Below are 14,961 nucleotides of genomic sequence, written 5' to 3' on the forward strand. Positions count from 1 at the left end.
TAGTTAAAAATACATATTTCGAATGCACGATATGCATTTACGTTATAAAGTGAAACATCGGGGTGTTATCAAATGGATATCCGACAGTTGCAATATTTTACCGAGGTTGCGAAACGCCAAAGTTTTACAAAAGCAGCTGCCTCTTTGCACGTATCCCAGCCATCATTGAGCAAAGCCATCAAGCACTTGGAGGATGAACTAGACGTCCCCTTATTTCATCGTTCTTCGAAACAATTGCAATTAACGGATGCAGGGAAAGCCGTGCTCATCAATACAAAACATGTGCTGGATTCTTTCCAGCATTTAACCGCAGAACTTTCAGACATTATGGAATTAAAAAAAGGAGAAATAAGAATCGGCATCCCGCCGATCATCGGTGCAGCATTTATCGCCAGGCTCATCAGCGAATTCAAGGAACAATACCCCGCTGTCGATTTGAGACTAACGGAAGTTGGCAGTAAACGTATTAAGCAAGGCATCGATGACGGGTCTCTTGACATCGGTTTCATCTGTAACATTCCGTTTCAGAAAGAGAGCTTTGAAGTGATCAAAATTTTAAAAGATCCACTCGTGCTCGTTGCCCATCGCGATCATCCGCTCAGCGAGCAAACGAACATCCTTGTCTCGACGTTGGAAAATGAACCGATGGTTATGTATCACAGTGATTTTTCCTTGCATGACGCCATCATGGAGGAATGCCTCAAAAATGGGTTCTACCCGCAAATCGTGTGTGAAAGCACACAAAGAGATTTCATGTTGGAAATGGTCACTGCCAAACTGGGTGTTACTCTACTTCCCCGCCAAATCGCAAGTGAGATTTCTGCCTCAACATTAGCGACCATCCCGTTGCAGGGTTCGCCCATTAACCTGGAATTAGGGGTCATTTGGAAGAAAAATATGTACATGTCTCGGGCCGCTCGTGCTTTCGCACAAACATCGGAAAAATATTTCCGTGAACATCATGTGAATTGAAAAGAGGATTGACAAAGTTCAGGCAATAATGCATAAATAAATTAGTTCCTTTTTGAAAGCGCTATCATAAGGAGGTGGAAAAATTGTGTTAATCATGGTTCCTTTTAAAATTATTTGTTTTATTGTTACATTTTATACTTAAAAACGAGGAGGTTACGCGAATGGACTTGTGGGTGATGACTCTTTTAGCCTTGTTCCCTATTCTCGTGATTTTTTTCCTGATTGTATTTTTAAGATGGTCCGCGAAGGCAGCCATGCCGATCGCTCTTATCTTAACGGCACTAATTGCTATCACGATCTGGGGGGCAGAAGTTACGCAAGTAAGCGCGGCCGTTATCCATGGCATTGTACTCGCGTTGGAAATTTTATTTATCGTGTTTGGAGCCCTTCTCCTATTAAACACACTTAAAGAAAGCGGCGCGCTGCAAACGATCCGCGCCAGTTTTACAGGTATCTCTCCGGACCGCAGAATTCAAGCGATTATCATCGCCTGGCTGTTCGGTTGCTTTATCGAAGGTTCAGCTGGCTTCGGAACCCCTGCGGTCGTGGCAGCTCCCTTGCTCGTAGCGATTGGATTTCCGGCAATGGCCGCGGTTATGATTGCCCTCGTCATCCAAAGCAGCCCTGTTTCTTTCGGAGCCGTCGGAACACCGATTATCGTCGGCGTCGGTTCTGGATTAGAAGGACAAGAAAGCGTTATGGCCGCTTTGGGAAGCATGCCTTTTGATGAATTCATCCACTCTGTCGGAGCCCAAGTTGCTCTTACACATGGCATAGCGGGTATTCTCGTTCCATTATTAATGGCTGGACTTTTAACACGTTTTTTTGGAAAATCAAGATCTTTCCTGGAAGGATTCAAAGTTTGGAAATTTGCCCTTTTTGCCGCTTTCGCGTTCGTCATCCCCTATTATTTAGTGGCATTACTGCTGGGCCCTGAATTTCCCGCCTTACTTGGAGGCTTGACCGGACTATTGATCGTTGTTCCTGCCGCCAGAGCAGGTTGGCTCCAACCGAAAGAAGATGAGATGTTTGAATTTGAACCTCGCAGCAAATGGGAGCCGGAATGGATCGGAGCCCTTCAGGATGAGGTTGACAAGGAAATAGCCGGAAAGAATATGGGCTTATTAAAAGCATGGTCGCCCTATGTCATCGTCGCCGGTTTACTCATTGTGACAAGAGCAGTTGATGGCATCAACGAGTTTTTACAACAACCTGCGCTTACATTTGAATGGGAGAATATTTTCGGCTCAACCGTCACCACAGATATCGCGCCTTTATTCGTACCCGGAATGTTTTTCGTGATTACATCGATTATCACCTATTATGTTCATTCCATGGGCAAACAGCCCGGCACCTATAAAAATGCCTGGTCTGTTTCGTTTAAGACGTGGCTGGGAGCGGCGGCGCCTTTATTGTTCGCGGTGCCGATGGCCCAGGTGTTTGTCAATTCCGGTTCAGACATGTACGAAAGTATGCCGATCCTGCTCGCAGAAGCAGCAACGAATGTGGCCGGAGAGTTATGGCCGTTGTTCGCACCGATCTTTGGAGCGTTGGGGGCTTTCTTTGGGGGAAGCAACACGGTAAGCAATGTCATGTTCTCGTTTTTCCAATTTGGTGCTGCCCAAAATATGGGCCTCGACCTTAACGGCTCGAGAATTGTCGTCTCTCTGCAAGCGGTAGGCGGCGCTGCCGGAAACATGATTGCTGTCCATAACGTCGTGGCTGCCTCGGCAACCGTCGGATTGCTCGGAAAAGAAGGTTTGATCATTCGCAAAACGCTAATCCCCATGATTTATTATGTCATCATTGCCGGAATGCTCGGCATGGGCTTTATCATGGGCGGCGTGAATTTCTGGTTTTTAACCGCTCTCCTGTGGGCCATCGTTTACGTCATTATTTTAGCCCTGAATAAAGGGAAGAACGTTCCGGTTGGTCCTGATAAGAAACCATCGATCCGAGGCTAGTGTTCATTTGAAAGCCTTATTGGTCAAGCAAAACCGACAGGCTCAGCACCTGTCGGTTTTTTATCATTTATTCACAAATTTATTTCTCAATACGCCTATCCCATTGACCTCACATTCGATCACACTGCCCGCGCTTGCCATTTCGGCACCGACAGGACTTCCCGTCAAAATCACATCTCCTTGTTCGAGCGTCATTACGCCAGATAAATAAGAAATCATTTTTTCAATCGAAACAATCATTAAATCCGTCGGGCTATTTTGCTTCTCTTCATTGTCCAGCCTTGCTTTTATGCTTACATTATGAGGGTCAAGGTCCGTTTCCAAATAAGGTCCGAGTGGTGTAAACGTATCGAACGCTTTTCCGAGCGTCCAGTGGCCGTCTTCATGAAAATACTGCGGCGCAGTTACGTCGTTTCCGACCGTATATCCGAAAATATGATCCAACACCTGGTCTTCCGAGATATTATGCGTTTTTTTGCCAATAACAGCCGCCACTTCAGATTCAAATTTCACCTGATTGATGTCCTTCGGGATCAAAATAGACGCCTCCGGCCCGATAACCGACGATGTTGGTTTGAAGAAAAATACTGGGAGTTCCGGTGCTGTCTCCGGTAGATCCTCTTTTTCTGCCACAAAGTTTGCTCCAATGCCTATAATGTGATTCGCTTCCAGAGGTGCAAGGAGCTTGACGTCACCTTCACGGAACGTTCGCCCCGTATACTGCCAGTCTTTAAAAATATCACCCTCAACCGCTTGAATGCCCTGTTCTGCAAGAACTCCTGTATAAACGCCTGAATCGTACATAAATCTGACAAATTTCATGATTATGTTTCCTTTCTCTTTTTAGTTCGTGTTCGGACATCTCTCACCTATTTTCGCTAATGGGCGGCTGAAGATGCGTCGGCCACCCGGTTAAACATTTATCATCCCTGCCCGACAACTTGATGCGCTTCTCCGCTTCCCACGGCTTGCTTCACCTCGCCACAGCGAGCGGGTTTCGGAAACTGTTTGTCGGGGTTTAACATGTTGTTCGGGTTAAAGACCGAGCGAACATTTAGTTGCCGATCGATTTCTCTCTCGGTAAACACCAAGCGCATATCTTCTTTCTTTTCAATGCCAACGCCGTGTTCTCCGGTTATCGATCCACCGGCGGCGGTGCACGCTTCCAACGTTTGTGAGCCGACTTTCAAAGCAAGGTCCGTTTCCCCCTCGTTGCGCGCATCAAACAGGATTAACGGATGAAGATTCCCGTCGCCGGCGTGAAAGACATTAGCAATTCTTAACCCCGATTCGGCGCTGATATCAGCAATATTCGCCAGCACTTCCGACAACCGACTGCGTGGGATCACGCCGTCTTGCACAAGATAGTCCGGGGAAATCGCGCCCATTGCACCAAAGGCGGTCTTGCGATTCGCCCACCAGCGGCCGCGTTCACGGTCATTTTTTGCCACTTTGATTTCCGTCACGTTATGCCGCTCGCAGACACTGACCATATCCTTGATTTGCTCTTCAATGCCTGCGGCGATGCCATCGACCTCCATGATGAGCACCGCTTTTGATCCTTCCGGATGACCGGCAGGTTTGGTCGCCCGTTCCACACCTTGAATGGCGATTTCGTCCATCATTTCAATGGCTGCCGGCACAATGCCCGCCGCAATAATGTCCGACACTGCGTAACTGGCATCTTCAACGGTGTCAAAATAGGCCATTGCCGTTTCTTTTCCTTCCGGATTTTTTAAAATGCGGACAGTAATCGCAGTCACAATGCCCAGTGTCCCCTCTGAGCCTGTTAAAAGCCCCATTAAGTCGTAACCGGGCGTATCGGGGACACCGCCGATGTCTATCACTTCACCATTATGCAAAACCACTTCCAAACCGAGCACATGATTCGTCGTCACGCCATATTTCAAACAATGAGCCCCGCCAGCATTCTCAGCAACATTGCCGCCAATCGTGCAGTTTGATTGACTGGACGGGTCCGGCGCGTAATAGAAACCTTTATTCGTAATCGAATTGGTCAACGCAAGATTAATGTAGCCCGGTTGCACAACGGCTTCGCGATTATCATAGTCCAAATGAAGCAGCTTCTTCATGCGAACGAGACTAATGATCACTTCCCCGCCGAGTGGCGTTGCTCCCCCGCTTAGTCCCGTGCCGGCACCGCGGGGGATAAATGGAATATCGTTTTCATATAGCCATTTAACCACGCCGGACACTTCTGCGGTCGACGATGGAAAAACGACAGCGATTGGCATTCCGCGGTAAACAGTGAGACCGTCACATTCATACGTAAGCAAATCTTCATCCCGGTAAAGAACCGCGTCGTCTCCAAGTTGGCGAATCATCTCCTTAACCATTTCCGCTTTCTCAGTCATCAGGATTTGCCTCCTTCTCTTCCAGCGCATACGCCCAATCGATCAACTGCATCGTATGAACGATCATTTCATCACGCCCGTGATTCATAACTCCCATCGCCATTTGTAGCATACAACCGGGATTTCCCATCGAAATCATCTCCACATCGTCCGGAACATCCTCGATTTTACGATCCAAGAGACGACCGGCCATATCTGGATGGGTAATGTTATAGATCCCCGCGCTGCCGCAACAACGATCCGCATTCGGAAGTTCCGCCATCTCAAGGCCCGGAATCTCTTCCAACAAATCCCGAGGTTCATCCCACACTCCTTGCCCATGGGCGAGATGACAGGCATCGTGGTACGTAATACGCTTCTTCATTTCGGCTTTGGGCGCTCGGTAGCCAAAGTCATGCAAATATTTCGATACGTCCATTACTTTTTCAGAAAACTGTTTGGCTTTTTCACGGTATTCATCGTCATTTTGCAGAAGCTCAGGATACTCGCGCAGCGCACACCCGCACCCGGCCGCATTCACGACGACATGCTCGGCATCGGAATCCAAAAATGTATCAATATTTTTACGGGCGAGTTTTTTGCCCATTTCCCGATCTCCGGCATGCACATGGAGGGCGCCGCAACAAGTTTGTTCTTTAGGCAACTCAACCGCGTGCCCGTTCTTCGTGAGCACTCGCACAGTTGCTTCGTTGACATCGCTGTACATGACATCCATAATACAGCCCGCAAACATGGATGCGGTACCTTTTTGCTCTCCTTCAGCAGGAATTGATACCGGGTGCGTCTTTAAAATCGGCCGCCCTATTTCCGGCATGATCGACTCCATCGCTCCGAGATGGTCGGGCAGGATTTTCTTCGCGCCGCTCTTGCGAACGACCGTCTGCACCCCGCTTTTTTGGTATATTTTTGTTAACATCCCCAACGCGTGCAGACGCTTCGTATGTGGAAACATTCCGCGAAGGAAAAAGCGGCTCACAATATTTTGCCACCCTTTTAATGGCATCGCTTGCCGTACTTGCCCGCGCGCCTCTTCAATCAAAGCGCCTACTTGCACCCCTGCCGGGCATGCCGTTTCACAGGCACGGCAATCCAGGCACGTAAACATGGGGTCTTCAAAGGCTTCATTGATGTCCATCTTCCCTTCAGCAACAGCCACTATCGAGTGAATACGTCCGCGTGGCGATTGATGCTCATGCCCAAGTTCCTGATACGTGGGACAAGCTTCCAAACACATGCCGCAATGCACGCATGCCGAGAATTTCTCCTCATCAGGGGGGTCTTCCCACAAATAGTTGCCCTGCGGCGGATCATTTTTTTTCACAACCAATTCCGCTAATTTCGGTTCCGTCGTCATCTTATATCCCTCCCACAAACCGATTTGGATTTAGAATTGCATTCGGATCCATCTGCTTTTTAATCCCTTCGAGGAGGGAAAAATATGACGGCTTCGCTCCCCAGACCCCGACGTTCTGTCTAAATGAAAACGGAGCATGAGTGACCACCAAGTAGCCTCCGGATTCCTCGCACACCTTTCGCACATCTCGCACAAAGGATTGAACGGCTGCTTCATCCCCTTTGACGTAAGCCCGGGTAATGCCATGCCCTGCACCGCCATGGGCAAATACTTGCATATCCCGGCCTCTTTGTAATCGTTTGCAATTTTCAAGTCGTTCAAGGACTTGCAAATTTTTACTCCCCATTTTCACATGCACTGCCGTTTCATCGCCGGCAAAGGAAAGTTCAGCAAATTTCGCCCAAAATCCATCGACGTCTTCTTGATGAAACACCGTCAATTCGGTACCTTCCGGCACGTGTTCCCGCACCCATCGCTCTTGATATTCCACCGCTTTGTGAACGTCTTCAAACGTCATTACCAAGCTGGATCCCTTTTTATTCAGTAACTGTTCCGTCAGATTCGGATTCATATATTCCAAGGTTGTTGGCTCAAGATGAGTCGAGAGCAATTCCGTGATAAACGGTTTGGCGTAAGGTTCAACTTCTTCCGGAAACGTCATTGCACACATACTTTGATATTTCGGCAGCGGGCGCAATTTTAACGTCACTTCTGTCATGACTCCAAGCGTCCCCATGGAACCAATGAACAGTTTGTTCATGTCATAACCGGCAACGTTTTTGACAACTTTCCCTCCGGACCGTAAAATTTCACCGTTCGGGTGCGCGACGTGAAGACCAATCACATGGTCTCGCGCCGAGCCATATGACATTCGTTTCGGACCACTGTCATTGGCCGCAATCACCCCGCCAATGGTTGCATCAGCGGGGAACGAAGGATCAAGGGGCATCATCTGGTCTTGTGCATGGACCGTATCCATGATCTTTTGTATCTTTGTTCCCGCCTGCACGGTGATCGTCATGTCGCCGGGGGAGTACTCAACAATACCATCAAGTTTTTCGAGTGATAATAACAGATCGGCGTCCCCACTCACGCCGCCGAACCCTTGTTTTGTACCTCCTCCGACGGGAATGACCGTTTCTCCCTTTTCATTTGCTTTTTTTAAAATATCCGCGACTTCCCCGGCGGAGTCCGGAACGACCTTCTGGCTTGCTCTGTTGCCAAGCATTTGACTATGCATCTACATCCCTCCCGCTTGTAGCAATTGCTCCACATAATTTAAATGTTCTTTCATCTTTTCCCTTGCCCCGTCTGTATCTTTATTTTTGATAGCTTCGTATATGCTTCTATGTTGGGCATCAATCGCCTCGGCAACTTCCGCGTTTTCCGCAATAACACGATGGCAATCAATAAGTGCTTCTTTCATGTTTTGGGAAATGCTTTCCATTAATTTGACGAGCACGTCATTATCCGTCGCTTCGGCAAGGGCAATATGAAATCGGTAATCCGCTTCCCACCCTTGGTCAAATTGGCGAATCGCCTCTTTCATCGCGTCCAGTTGCTTATTGCCCCGCTTTAAAGCCGCCTGCTCTGCAATGCCAACTTCCATCATTTTGCGCACCGCATACAAATCCTGTATCGATTTTGCATCGATCAGCGGGTACGCGCCAAATGTTTGCCAGCGGCGGGGATCGCAAACAAAAGCCCCCTCTCCTTGAATAACTTCAACCATGCCTTTTCCTTTTAAAACTGCGATCGCATCCCGCACGGCCGAACGTCCGACCTGAAATTGTCCAGTCAGTTCCCGTACCGATTGAAGCTTCTCCCCTGCTGAAATGCTGCCGTTCACAATCGATTGTTCTAACTGTTCGGCAACTTGTTCGGAAATTTTTCTTGTAGTAATTTTTTGAATATCCATCGCACACCTCCTCACCTATCAGTTATCTGATATCTGAACTCTATTTTATTACAAATTATTCGAAAAATGAAGAGGAAAAATGATAAAATGATAAAATGATAAAATAATGATCGAAAGGCAGGGATCTGCACATGGCGGAAAGTTTATACGAACGTTCCTATTTTTCCAGACTCAGTGAGTTTTCCGATCTGGCTCCCGAAATGTTTAAGGAATTCATGACGTTTAACGATGGCGTGATGAAACACGGCTCTCTTTCCCTTAAGCTTAAAGAATTGGCCGCCGTAGCCGTTGCTCACGTTACGGGATGTCCTTACTGTATTGAACTCCACGTAAACAATTTGAAAGAAGCAGGCGGAAGTAAAGAAGAGATGAGCGAAGCGATCTTGATTGGTACCGCGTTGAAAGCAGGTTCATCCATGGCCCACGGCGTGAACGCTTTAAACGCTTATGACGGGATTGAAGACGAGGCACTTTTTAAACGGAAATATTTTGACCGGCTCGGTGAATTCTCCAAATTGCAACCGGAGATGTTCCAATCCTTTGTGGATTTTGATGGACAAGCCCTGCGCCCGTCAACGATGAGCAAAAAGGAAGGTGAACTCATCGCCGTCGCTGTGGCTCACACGACTGGCTGCCCTTATTGCATTGAGCTCCACACGAAAGCGGCCAATGGTGAGGGGGCAAGCAAGGAAGAGATCGCAGAGATTATTTTCGTCGCCACTGCGCTGAAAGCAGGCTCTGCCCTTGCCCATGGAGTAAATGCTTTGAATGCGTATGATCGTTGATGGATGAACCCTTACGACCCACCGCCTCTCGCGGTGGGTTTCTTACATAAATGGACATGTTATTTTTTAAAGCATTTTTCATCATGCTTATAAAAAGAATGAAACTTCCTCTTATAATTTTGGCTCTTCATCAAAATCTATCGTTGATATCTGTGAATATTTATGGTGATAGCACTAGCTAGCGGAGGAAAAACACGGAGACTCCTGTGGGAAAGCGCAGGGCGAAGACCCCGCAGAAAAAAGTGATTTTCTTTTTTTTGAGGAGGCTAAGCACAAGCCCACGGAAAGCGTCGTGTTTTTCCGTAGCGATTACCATCGTTCATCATTACACCTATTTTTCAACCATAGTTTTAGTGTTGCCCCATAATTTTTAAGCCATAGTTTTTTCCACAAAAATGCAAAAGGAGCACGCCGGAGTTATCGTACTCCTCTATGTCGTAAAGACTCCTCTTCACCAATGTTCCATAACAAAAATTTTCTTAACTTTTTTCTACAACAGGTATTGATTTTTGATTTCTGTTATAATACAATAATTTCAACAAACAAGAGTGGAGGGGTTCATGATGAAAAGCACAAACGTTATGGAGCATACGACGAGTTTTGGATATCCCCCGGCAAAAGCAGAACCACGCACTTGCCACGATTGCGGTGAAGTCATTAGCGAAGTGCCGGATACCTATTTTACACAGTGCGAAAAATGCATGCGGGCAAATAATGAATAAGCAAAAAGTGACTCCAAACAGGAGTCACTTTTTGCTTATGTTATCATACAGTAAAACTGCCGATGAATGATCACCGGCAGTTTTTTTGATCTTTATTTTTGGAATTGGGCTGTTTCTGTCGAGCCTGAAAGAGCGGTTGTTGACGAGGTTCCTTCTGAAATTGTCTGTGCAACTTCATCGAAATAACCGGTACCGACTTCCCGCTGATGGCGAGTAGCGGTGTATCCATCTTTTTCAGCGGCAAACTCGGCTTGTTGCAATTCAGAATACGCACCCATCCCTCTGTTCTTGTAGCCGCTGGCGAGTTGAAACATACTGTGATTAAGGGCATGGAAACCGGCAAGTGTAACAAATTGAAATTTATACCCCATCTTGGCAATCTCTTGCTGGAACGTTTCAATCGTATCTTTATCCAAATTCCCTTCCCAATTAAAGGATGGCGAGCAGTTGTATGCAAGCATTTGGTCCGGATATTTCTCATGAATCGCATCTGCAAATTTTTGCGCTTCTTCCAGGTTAGGCGTCGACGTTTCACACCAAATTAAATCGGCGTAAGGCGCATAAGCCAACCCGCGCGCAATCGCCTGGTCGATACCGGCTCTTGTCCGATAAAAACCTTCATCCGTTCGCTCTCCGGTAATAAATTCTGCATCGGCAGGATCGACATCGTTGGTAATCAAGTCTGCTGCGTCTGCATCTGTACGCGCAAGCAATACAGTCGGCACACCGGAAACGTCAGCGGCCAAACGTGCAGACACAAGATTTCTTACTGCGTTTTGTGTTGGAATCAATACTTTTCCGCCAAGGTGTCCGCATTTCTTTTCTGAAGCCAATTGGTCCTCAAGATGCACCCCGGAAGCACCTGCTTCAATCATCGCTTTCATTAATTCAAAAACATTCAGCTGACCGCCGAAACCCGCTTCTGCGTCTGCAACAATCGGTGCAAAATAATCAAGATCCCCTTTGCCTTCCATATGCTGAATTTGATCGGCACGCACCAACGCATTATTAATCCGTTTAACAACTTGCGGAACGGAATTCACCGGATAAAGGCTCTGGTCCGGATACATTTCCCCTGCAAGGTTGGCGTCAGCCGCCACTTGCCATCCGCTTAAGTAGATCGCTTTCAATCCGGCTTTCACTTGTTGAACGGCCTGATTCCCCGTAAGTGCACCGAGAGAATTTACATAATCTTCATTTTTCAAACTATCCCAAAGCTTTTCCGACCCTTTACGGGCAAGCGTGTGTTCAATTTGCAAAGAACCGCGAAGACGAACGACATCTTCTGCCGTGTACGGGCGTTTTACCCCTTGCCAACGCTCCTCCGTTTCCCACTGTCTGTTTAATTCGTCCACCTGCTGCTCAAATGATTGATATGCCATACCCATTCTCCTTTCCTAATTCACATGCGCAAAAGCCCGATCGCAGCTTTTTCACACTGTGTTACTACAGTTAATAACTGATGCTTTTAATATATAACAGTTTTGATTATGATTCAAGTGTTATATAAAAATTTTTTGTACTTGACTTTGTAAAAAATTAAAGCGTATACTTTAATTGACCACTGGTTAAATGAAAGAGGGATCACCGTGTCAGCCAGAAAAGCTGTAAACACTGAACTTACACGTGATATCATTTTGGATGCCGCAAAAGATTTATTTGCAGCGAAAGGATATCAGCACGTATCTATGAGACAAATTGCCAAGGAGTTAAGTTATAGTCATGGCTCGATTTATTATCACTTCAAAAATAAGGCCGAATTGTTTTATGCACTCGTTGAAGTGTACTTTGTCATGCTCGATGAAAAGATTGAAGCGGCAGTAGCCGGACAAAAAAGCAACATTGGTAAACTTAGACACATTTGTCTTGGCTTCATCGAATTTGGCCTCACCCATCAAAGCCATTATGAAATTATGTTTTTAATCAAAGACGAGGAAGTTCGCCAATTCATTAATGAAAGTCCGATGAAAACATATCAAAATTTTGCTCATCACGTGGCCAAATATAGTGAAAGGCAAATGGCAGTTTCTGAAATATGGTCCATTTTTTTAGCACTGCACGGATTTGTTACCCATTATTTGCGCCATATCACGACTTTTTCAGATGTGAAAAATCTTGCCGAAACGCATGTAGATTTATTATTAAGTTTCACAAAAAAATAGGGCTTGCAATGCCTTATTTTTTATATCTATTTGAACAGTGGTCAATTAATTGCAAAGGAGTTACAATAAGGATGAAAGCACTGGTTCTGGGAGCAACTGGCGGTATGGGGCACGCCATTATTAAAGAATTAACGGAACGAAACATCGAAGCTACAGCTTTCGCGCGGTCTCACGCGAAACTCGAGAAAATGTTTTCTCGTCATTCGACGGTAACAATACACCCCGGTGATATTTTTACATCCAATGACATTCATGCAGCAGCGGACGGCGTTGACCTGATCTTTCATGCCATAAACATTCCTTATGCAGACTGGGAATATAGACTTCCCACAATGAATCAAAATATCATTGCCGCCGCAAAAAATCACTCCGCAAAATTGGCCGTCGCAGACAATATTTACGCGTATGGGAGAGGTGACAGCGATAAAACGAAAGAAACAACGCCCAAACACCCTCATACTAAAAAAGGAAAAATCCGCTTACAGATGGAGCGCCTGTTCAAAGAATCCGAAGTACCTTATCTGATCGCACATTTCCCTGATTACTATGGTCCACATGCCGAAAATGCTCCGCTGAACTACACGCTTAAATCTGTGGCAGCGAATAAACGAACAAGCTTCGTAGGAAACCCATCCATAGCCAGAGAACATATTTACACACCTGATGGCGCAAAAGCCATTATTGAACTCGCTCTTCGTGATGATGTGTATAATCAAAATTGGAATATCCCCGCGTATGACACGATAACAGGTGTAGAAATTATAGAAATCGTACGTTCTATGGCGGACTATAAGAAACGGGTCTCCACCATCACAAAAAGCATGATTCGGTTTTTAGGTTTCTTTAACAAACAAATGCGCGAGTTTACGGAAATGCAATACCTCAATGAGGACCCGGTTATTTTAAGCGGAAAGAAATATGAAAAATTGATAGGTCCAGTGCCAAAAACCCCTTATTCACAGGGTATACGTGAAACGATGGCAGCCTATGAACAGTAACATACACAAACACACCCCATCACGTTCTTTTACTATGTTTAAGGAAAAAATGAACCGATTGCTTGGCGTCCCTCATTTACGCAGCGTTGCAATTAGAATGCAGATTGGCGGAAAAATGACACTCTATCTTGTGCGCACACTATTCCGATCCTTACCAAAAAGAACGCGAACCCCCGATTCAGGTTCGCGTTCTTCATTCTAATTCAATTCCGCTTTGGCTTTTTCGGCAAGGTCTGCAAAAGCATCTTTATCGTTCACTGCCAAGTCGGCGAGCATTTTTCGGTTAACGTTAATCTCCGCTTGCTTCAATCCATGCATGAGACGGTTGTACGAAAGTCCGTTTACACGAGCGGCCGCATTGATACGTGTAATCCATAGTTTTCGGAAATCACGTTTGCGTTGGCGTCGATCACGGTATGCATATTGAAGTGATTTTCTCACTTGTTGTTGGGCCGTGCGAAATAAACGATGTTTCGATCCGTAATATCCTTTTGCAAGTTTTAAAACCTTTTTTCGACGACTACGGGCGACTGTTCCGCCTTTAACTCTAGGCATCGTCGATCCCTCCTATTCACTCTCGATTGTTGATTTATTTTTTGTATGGGAGCAATGGTTCGACACGCTGTTGGTCACTTTTATCCATTACCGTGCCTTTTCGTAAATGCCGTTTTTGTTTTTGCGTCTGGTTACGGGACAAGTGGCTAGTAAACGCATGATTGCGCTTCAGTTTTCCACTGCCGGTACGCTTAAAACGCTTGGCTGCTCCTCGGTGAGTTTTCATTTTTGGCATGACAATTTCCTCCTTGCTACGACTTTTTCTTATTGTCTTGGTCTGACTTGGGGGCAAGCATCAAAAACATGCTGCGCCCATCCATTTTGGGTTTTGTTTCAATAGCTGCAACGTCTTTGGTTTCTTCTGCAAGACGTTCCAAAATCTCTCGACCAATGGATGAATGCGTAATGGCGCGACCGCGGAAACGAATGGCAGCTTTTACTTTATCGCCTTTCGACAAAAATTTACGTGCATTGCGAAGCTTCGTATTAAAGTCATGCTCATCAATATTCGGGCTCAATCGCACTTCCTTCACATTGATGACTTTTTGTTTTTTACGCGCTTCACGCTCTTTTTTCTGTTGCTCATAGCGATATTTCCCGTAGTCCATGATGCGACAGACCGGCGGTTTCGCATTCGGTGCGACGAGAACAAGATCCTGTTCCGCTTGCTCAGCACGATCCAATGCCTCCCGTTTCGATACAATCCCCACTTGGTCCCCATTCGCGTCGATGAGGCGAACCTCGCGGGCGCGAATCCCGTCATTAAGCTTCATATCCTTACGAATAAAGAGCCACCTCCATTAAATTTTTTTAGAAAACTTGGCTTTTCGCCAAGCTTTTACGGCGAAAAACCTTAGTTGCACTTATGCAGGAAAGAAAGCTAATTTATACATTCTTTCCTGCGAAAAATAACCCATAGAAATGTGCCGACAATTGCATTGCAACATGCACACAGCAAAGCTTTGCACACGTAAAAAAAGTGAGTGCCGCACTACACACGACACCCACTTATCCAATCCGATTCATTCGATTGCCGACCAGTCAACAACCCGAAGGCGTCGATCAGGTGAGAAGCGGGCGCTTCTGCTTGTGTGCAACATGTTCAATTCTTTATCCAGTGTACAATCCGAGGACGTGAATGTCAAGAGGATATGGA

Annotated in this window: 15 protein-coding genes; 6 read left to right on the plus strand and 9 right to left on the minus strand. The window is 46.2% G+C overall.

What is annotated here, in order from left to right:
- Window positions 1-72 precede the first annotated feature (72 nt).
- Complete coding sequence (locus HUG20_RS14610) at window positions 73-972, plus strand: LysR family transcriptional regulator (RefSeq protein ID WP_200085410.1); 900 nt, start codon at window positions 73-75, stop codon at window positions 970-972.
- Window positions 973-1,133: 161 nt separating this feature from the next.
- Window positions 1,134-2,936, plus strand: coding sequence for an L-lactate permease (locus HUG20_RS14615; RefSeq protein ID WP_200085412.1), 1,803 nt, complete (start codon window positions 1,134-1,136; stop codon window positions 2,934-2,936).
- A gap of 63 nt (window positions 2,937-2,999) precedes the next feature.
- Here HUG20_RS14615 and HUG20_RS14620 read toward each other — a convergent pair whose 3' ends face one another.
- The 5 genes from HUG20_RS14620 to HUG20_RS14640 form a co-directional block, all read right to left on the minus strand.
- Complete coding sequence (locus HUG20_RS14620) at window positions 3,000-3,758, minus strand: fumarylacetoacetate hydrolase family protein (protein WP_200085414.1); 759 nt, start codon at window positions 3,756-3,758, stop codon at window positions 3,000-3,002.
- Between the two features lie 101 nt (window positions 3,759-3,859).
- Entirely contained in the window at window positions 3,860-5,311 is a 1,452-nt protein-coding gene (locus HUG20_RS14625; RefSeq protein ID WP_246476429.1) for an FAD-linked oxidase C-terminal domain-containing protein, read from the minus strand.
- Window positions 5,304-6,665, minus strand: coding sequence for a (Fe-S)-binding protein (locus tag HUG20_RS14630; protein WP_200085424.1), 1,362 nt, complete (start codon window positions 6,663-6,665; stop codon window positions 5,304-5,306). The genes HUG20_RS14625 and HUG20_RS14630 overlap by 8 nt, the downstream gene beginning before the upstream one ends.
- Before the next feature lies 1 nt (window position 6,666).
- Complete coding sequence (locus tag HUG20_RS14635; RefSeq protein WP_200085426.1) at window positions 6,667-7,905, minus strand: FAD-binding oxidoreductase; 1,239 nt, start codon at window positions 7,903-7,905, stop codon at window positions 6,667-6,669.
- On the minus strand, window positions 7,906-8,583 hold the full coding sequence (locus HUG20_RS14640) for a FadR/GntR family transcriptional regulator (protein WP_200085428.1): 678 nt from the start codon (window positions 8,581-8,583) through the stop codon (window positions 7,906-7,908).
- A gap of 131 nt (window positions 8,584-8,714) precedes the next feature.
- On the opposite strand from HUG20_RS14640, the gene HUG20_RS14645 reads away from it, so the two are divergent.
- Together HUG20_RS14645 and yhfH are read left to right on the plus strand one after the other, a co-directional pair.
- Window positions 8,715-9,368, plus strand: a complete 654-nt coding sequence (locus HUG20_RS14645) for a carboxymuconolactone decarboxylase family protein (protein ID WP_200085430.1) — start codon at window positions 8,715-8,717, stop codon at window positions 9,366-9,368.
- 563 nt (window positions 9,369-9,931) lie between these two features.
- Window positions 9,932-10,090 (plus strand): protein YhfH, encoded by a 159-nt coding sequence (yhfH, locus tag HUG20_RS14650; RefSeq protein ID WP_246476430.1) that lies wholly within the window; start codon window positions 9,932-9,934, stop codon window positions 10,088-10,090.
- Window positions 10,091-10,182: 92 nt separating this feature from the next.
- Here yhfH and aceA read toward each other — a convergent pair whose 3' ends face one another.
- Window positions 10,183-11,472, minus strand: a complete 1,290-nt coding sequence (gene aceA, locus HUG20_RS14655; RefSeq protein WP_200085432.1) for an isocitrate lyase — start codon at window positions 11,470-11,472, stop codon at window positions 10,183-10,185.
- A 207-nt stretch (window positions 11,473-11,679) separates the two neighbouring features.
- Between aceA and HUG20_RS14660 the strand changes: the two genes are divergently transcribed.
- Together HUG20_RS14660 and HUG20_RS14665 are read left to right on the plus strand one after the other, a co-directional pair.
- Complete coding sequence (locus HUG20_RS14660) at window positions 11,680-12,252, plus strand: TetR/AcrR family transcriptional regulator (protein WP_200085433.1); 573 nt, start codon at window positions 11,680-11,682, stop codon at window positions 12,250-12,252.
- Between the two features lie 71 nt (window positions 12,253-12,323).
- Entirely contained in the window at window positions 12,324-13,250 is a 927-nt protein-coding gene (locus HUG20_RS14665; RefSeq protein ID WP_246476431.1) for an NAD(P)H-binding protein, read from the plus strand.
- A 198-nt stretch (window positions 13,251-13,448) separates the two neighbouring features.
- Here HUG20_RS14665 and rplT read toward each other — a convergent pair whose 3' ends face one another.
- From rplT to infC, 3 genes are read right to left on the minus strand one after another with little or no spacing between them, the layout of a single operon-like run.
- A complete protein-coding gene (rplT, locus tag HUG20_RS14670) occupies window positions 13,449-13,805 on the minus strand; it encodes a 50S ribosomal protein L20 (protein ID WP_200085435.1) in 357 nt (118 codons plus the stop codon).
- Between the two features lie 34 nt (window positions 13,806-13,839).
- Complete coding sequence (gene rpmI, locus HUG20_RS14675) at window positions 13,840-14,040, minus strand: 50S ribosomal protein L35 (protein WP_200085436.1); 201 nt, start codon at window positions 14,038-14,040, stop codon at window positions 13,840-13,842.
- 16 nt (window positions 14,041-14,056) lie between these two features.
- Window positions 14,057-14,578 (minus strand): translation initiation factor IF-3, encoded by a 522-nt coding sequence (gene infC, locus HUG20_RS14680; protein ID WP_200085437.1) that lies wholly within the window; start codon window positions 14,576-14,578, stop codon window positions 14,057-14,059.
- Window positions 14,579-14,961: the final 383 nt, after the last annotated feature.

This window comes from Salicibibacter cibi, from assembly GCF_016495865.1.
GTDB lineage: Bacteria > Bacillota > Bacilli > Bacillales > Marinococcaceae > Salicibibacter > Salicibibacter cibi.

Bases quoted from the DNA above. Each gene is read 5' to 3' on its own strand.
- HUG20_RS14610 (WP_200085410.1), top strand. From the start codon at position 73: ATGGATATCCGACAGTTGCAATATTTTACCGAGGTTGCGAAACGCCAA.
- HUG20_RS14615 (WP_200085412.1), top strand. From the start codon at position 1,134: ATGGACTTGTGGGTGATGACTCTTTTAGCCTTGTTCCCTATTCTCGTG.
- HUG20_RS14620 (WP_200085414.1), bottom strand. From the start codon at position 3,758: ATGAAATTTGTCAGATTTATGTACGATTCAGGCGTTTATACAGGAGTT.
- HUG20_RS14625 (WP_246476429.1), bottom strand. From the start codon at position 5,311: ATGACTGAGAAAGCGGAAATGGTTAAGGAGATGATTCGCCAACTTGGA.
- HUG20_RS14630 (WP_200085424.1), bottom strand. From the start codon at position 6,665: ATGACGACGGAACCGAAATTAGCGGAATTGGTTGTGAAAAAAAATGAT.
- HUG20_RS14635 (WP_200085426.1), bottom strand. From the start codon at position 7,905: ATGCATAGTCAAATGCTTGGCAACAGAGCAAGCCAGAAGGTCGTTCCG.
- HUG20_RS14640 (WP_200085428.1), bottom strand. From the start codon at position 8,583: ATGGATATTCAAAAAATTACTACAAGAAAAATTTCCGAACAAGTTGCC.
- HUG20_RS14645 (WP_200085430.1), top strand. From the start codon at position 8,715: ATGGCGGAAAGTTTATACGAACGTTCCTATTTTTCCAGACTCAGTGAG.
- yhfH (WP_246476430.1), top strand. From the start codon at position 9,932: ATGAAAAGCACAAACGTTATGGAGCATACGACGAGTTTTGGATATCCC.
- aceA (WP_200085432.1), bottom strand. From the start codon at position 11,472: ATGGCATATCAATCATTTGAGCAGCAGGTGGACGAATTAAACAGACAG.
- HUG20_RS14665 (WP_246476431.1), top strand. From the start codon at position 12,324: ATGAAAGCACTGGTTCTGGGAGCAACTGGCGGTATGGGGCACGCCATT.
- rplT (WP_200085435.1), bottom strand. From the start codon at position 13,805: ATGCCTAGAGTTAAAGGCGGAACAGTCGCCCGTAGTCGTCGAAAAAAG.
- rpmI (WP_200085436.1), bottom strand. From the start codon at position 14,040: ATGCCAAAAATGAAAACTCACCGAGGAGCAGCCAAGCGTTTTAAGCGT.
- infC (WP_200085437.1), bottom strand. From the start codon at position 14,578: ATGAAGCTTAATGACGGGATTCGCGCCCGCGAGGTTCGCCTCATCGAC.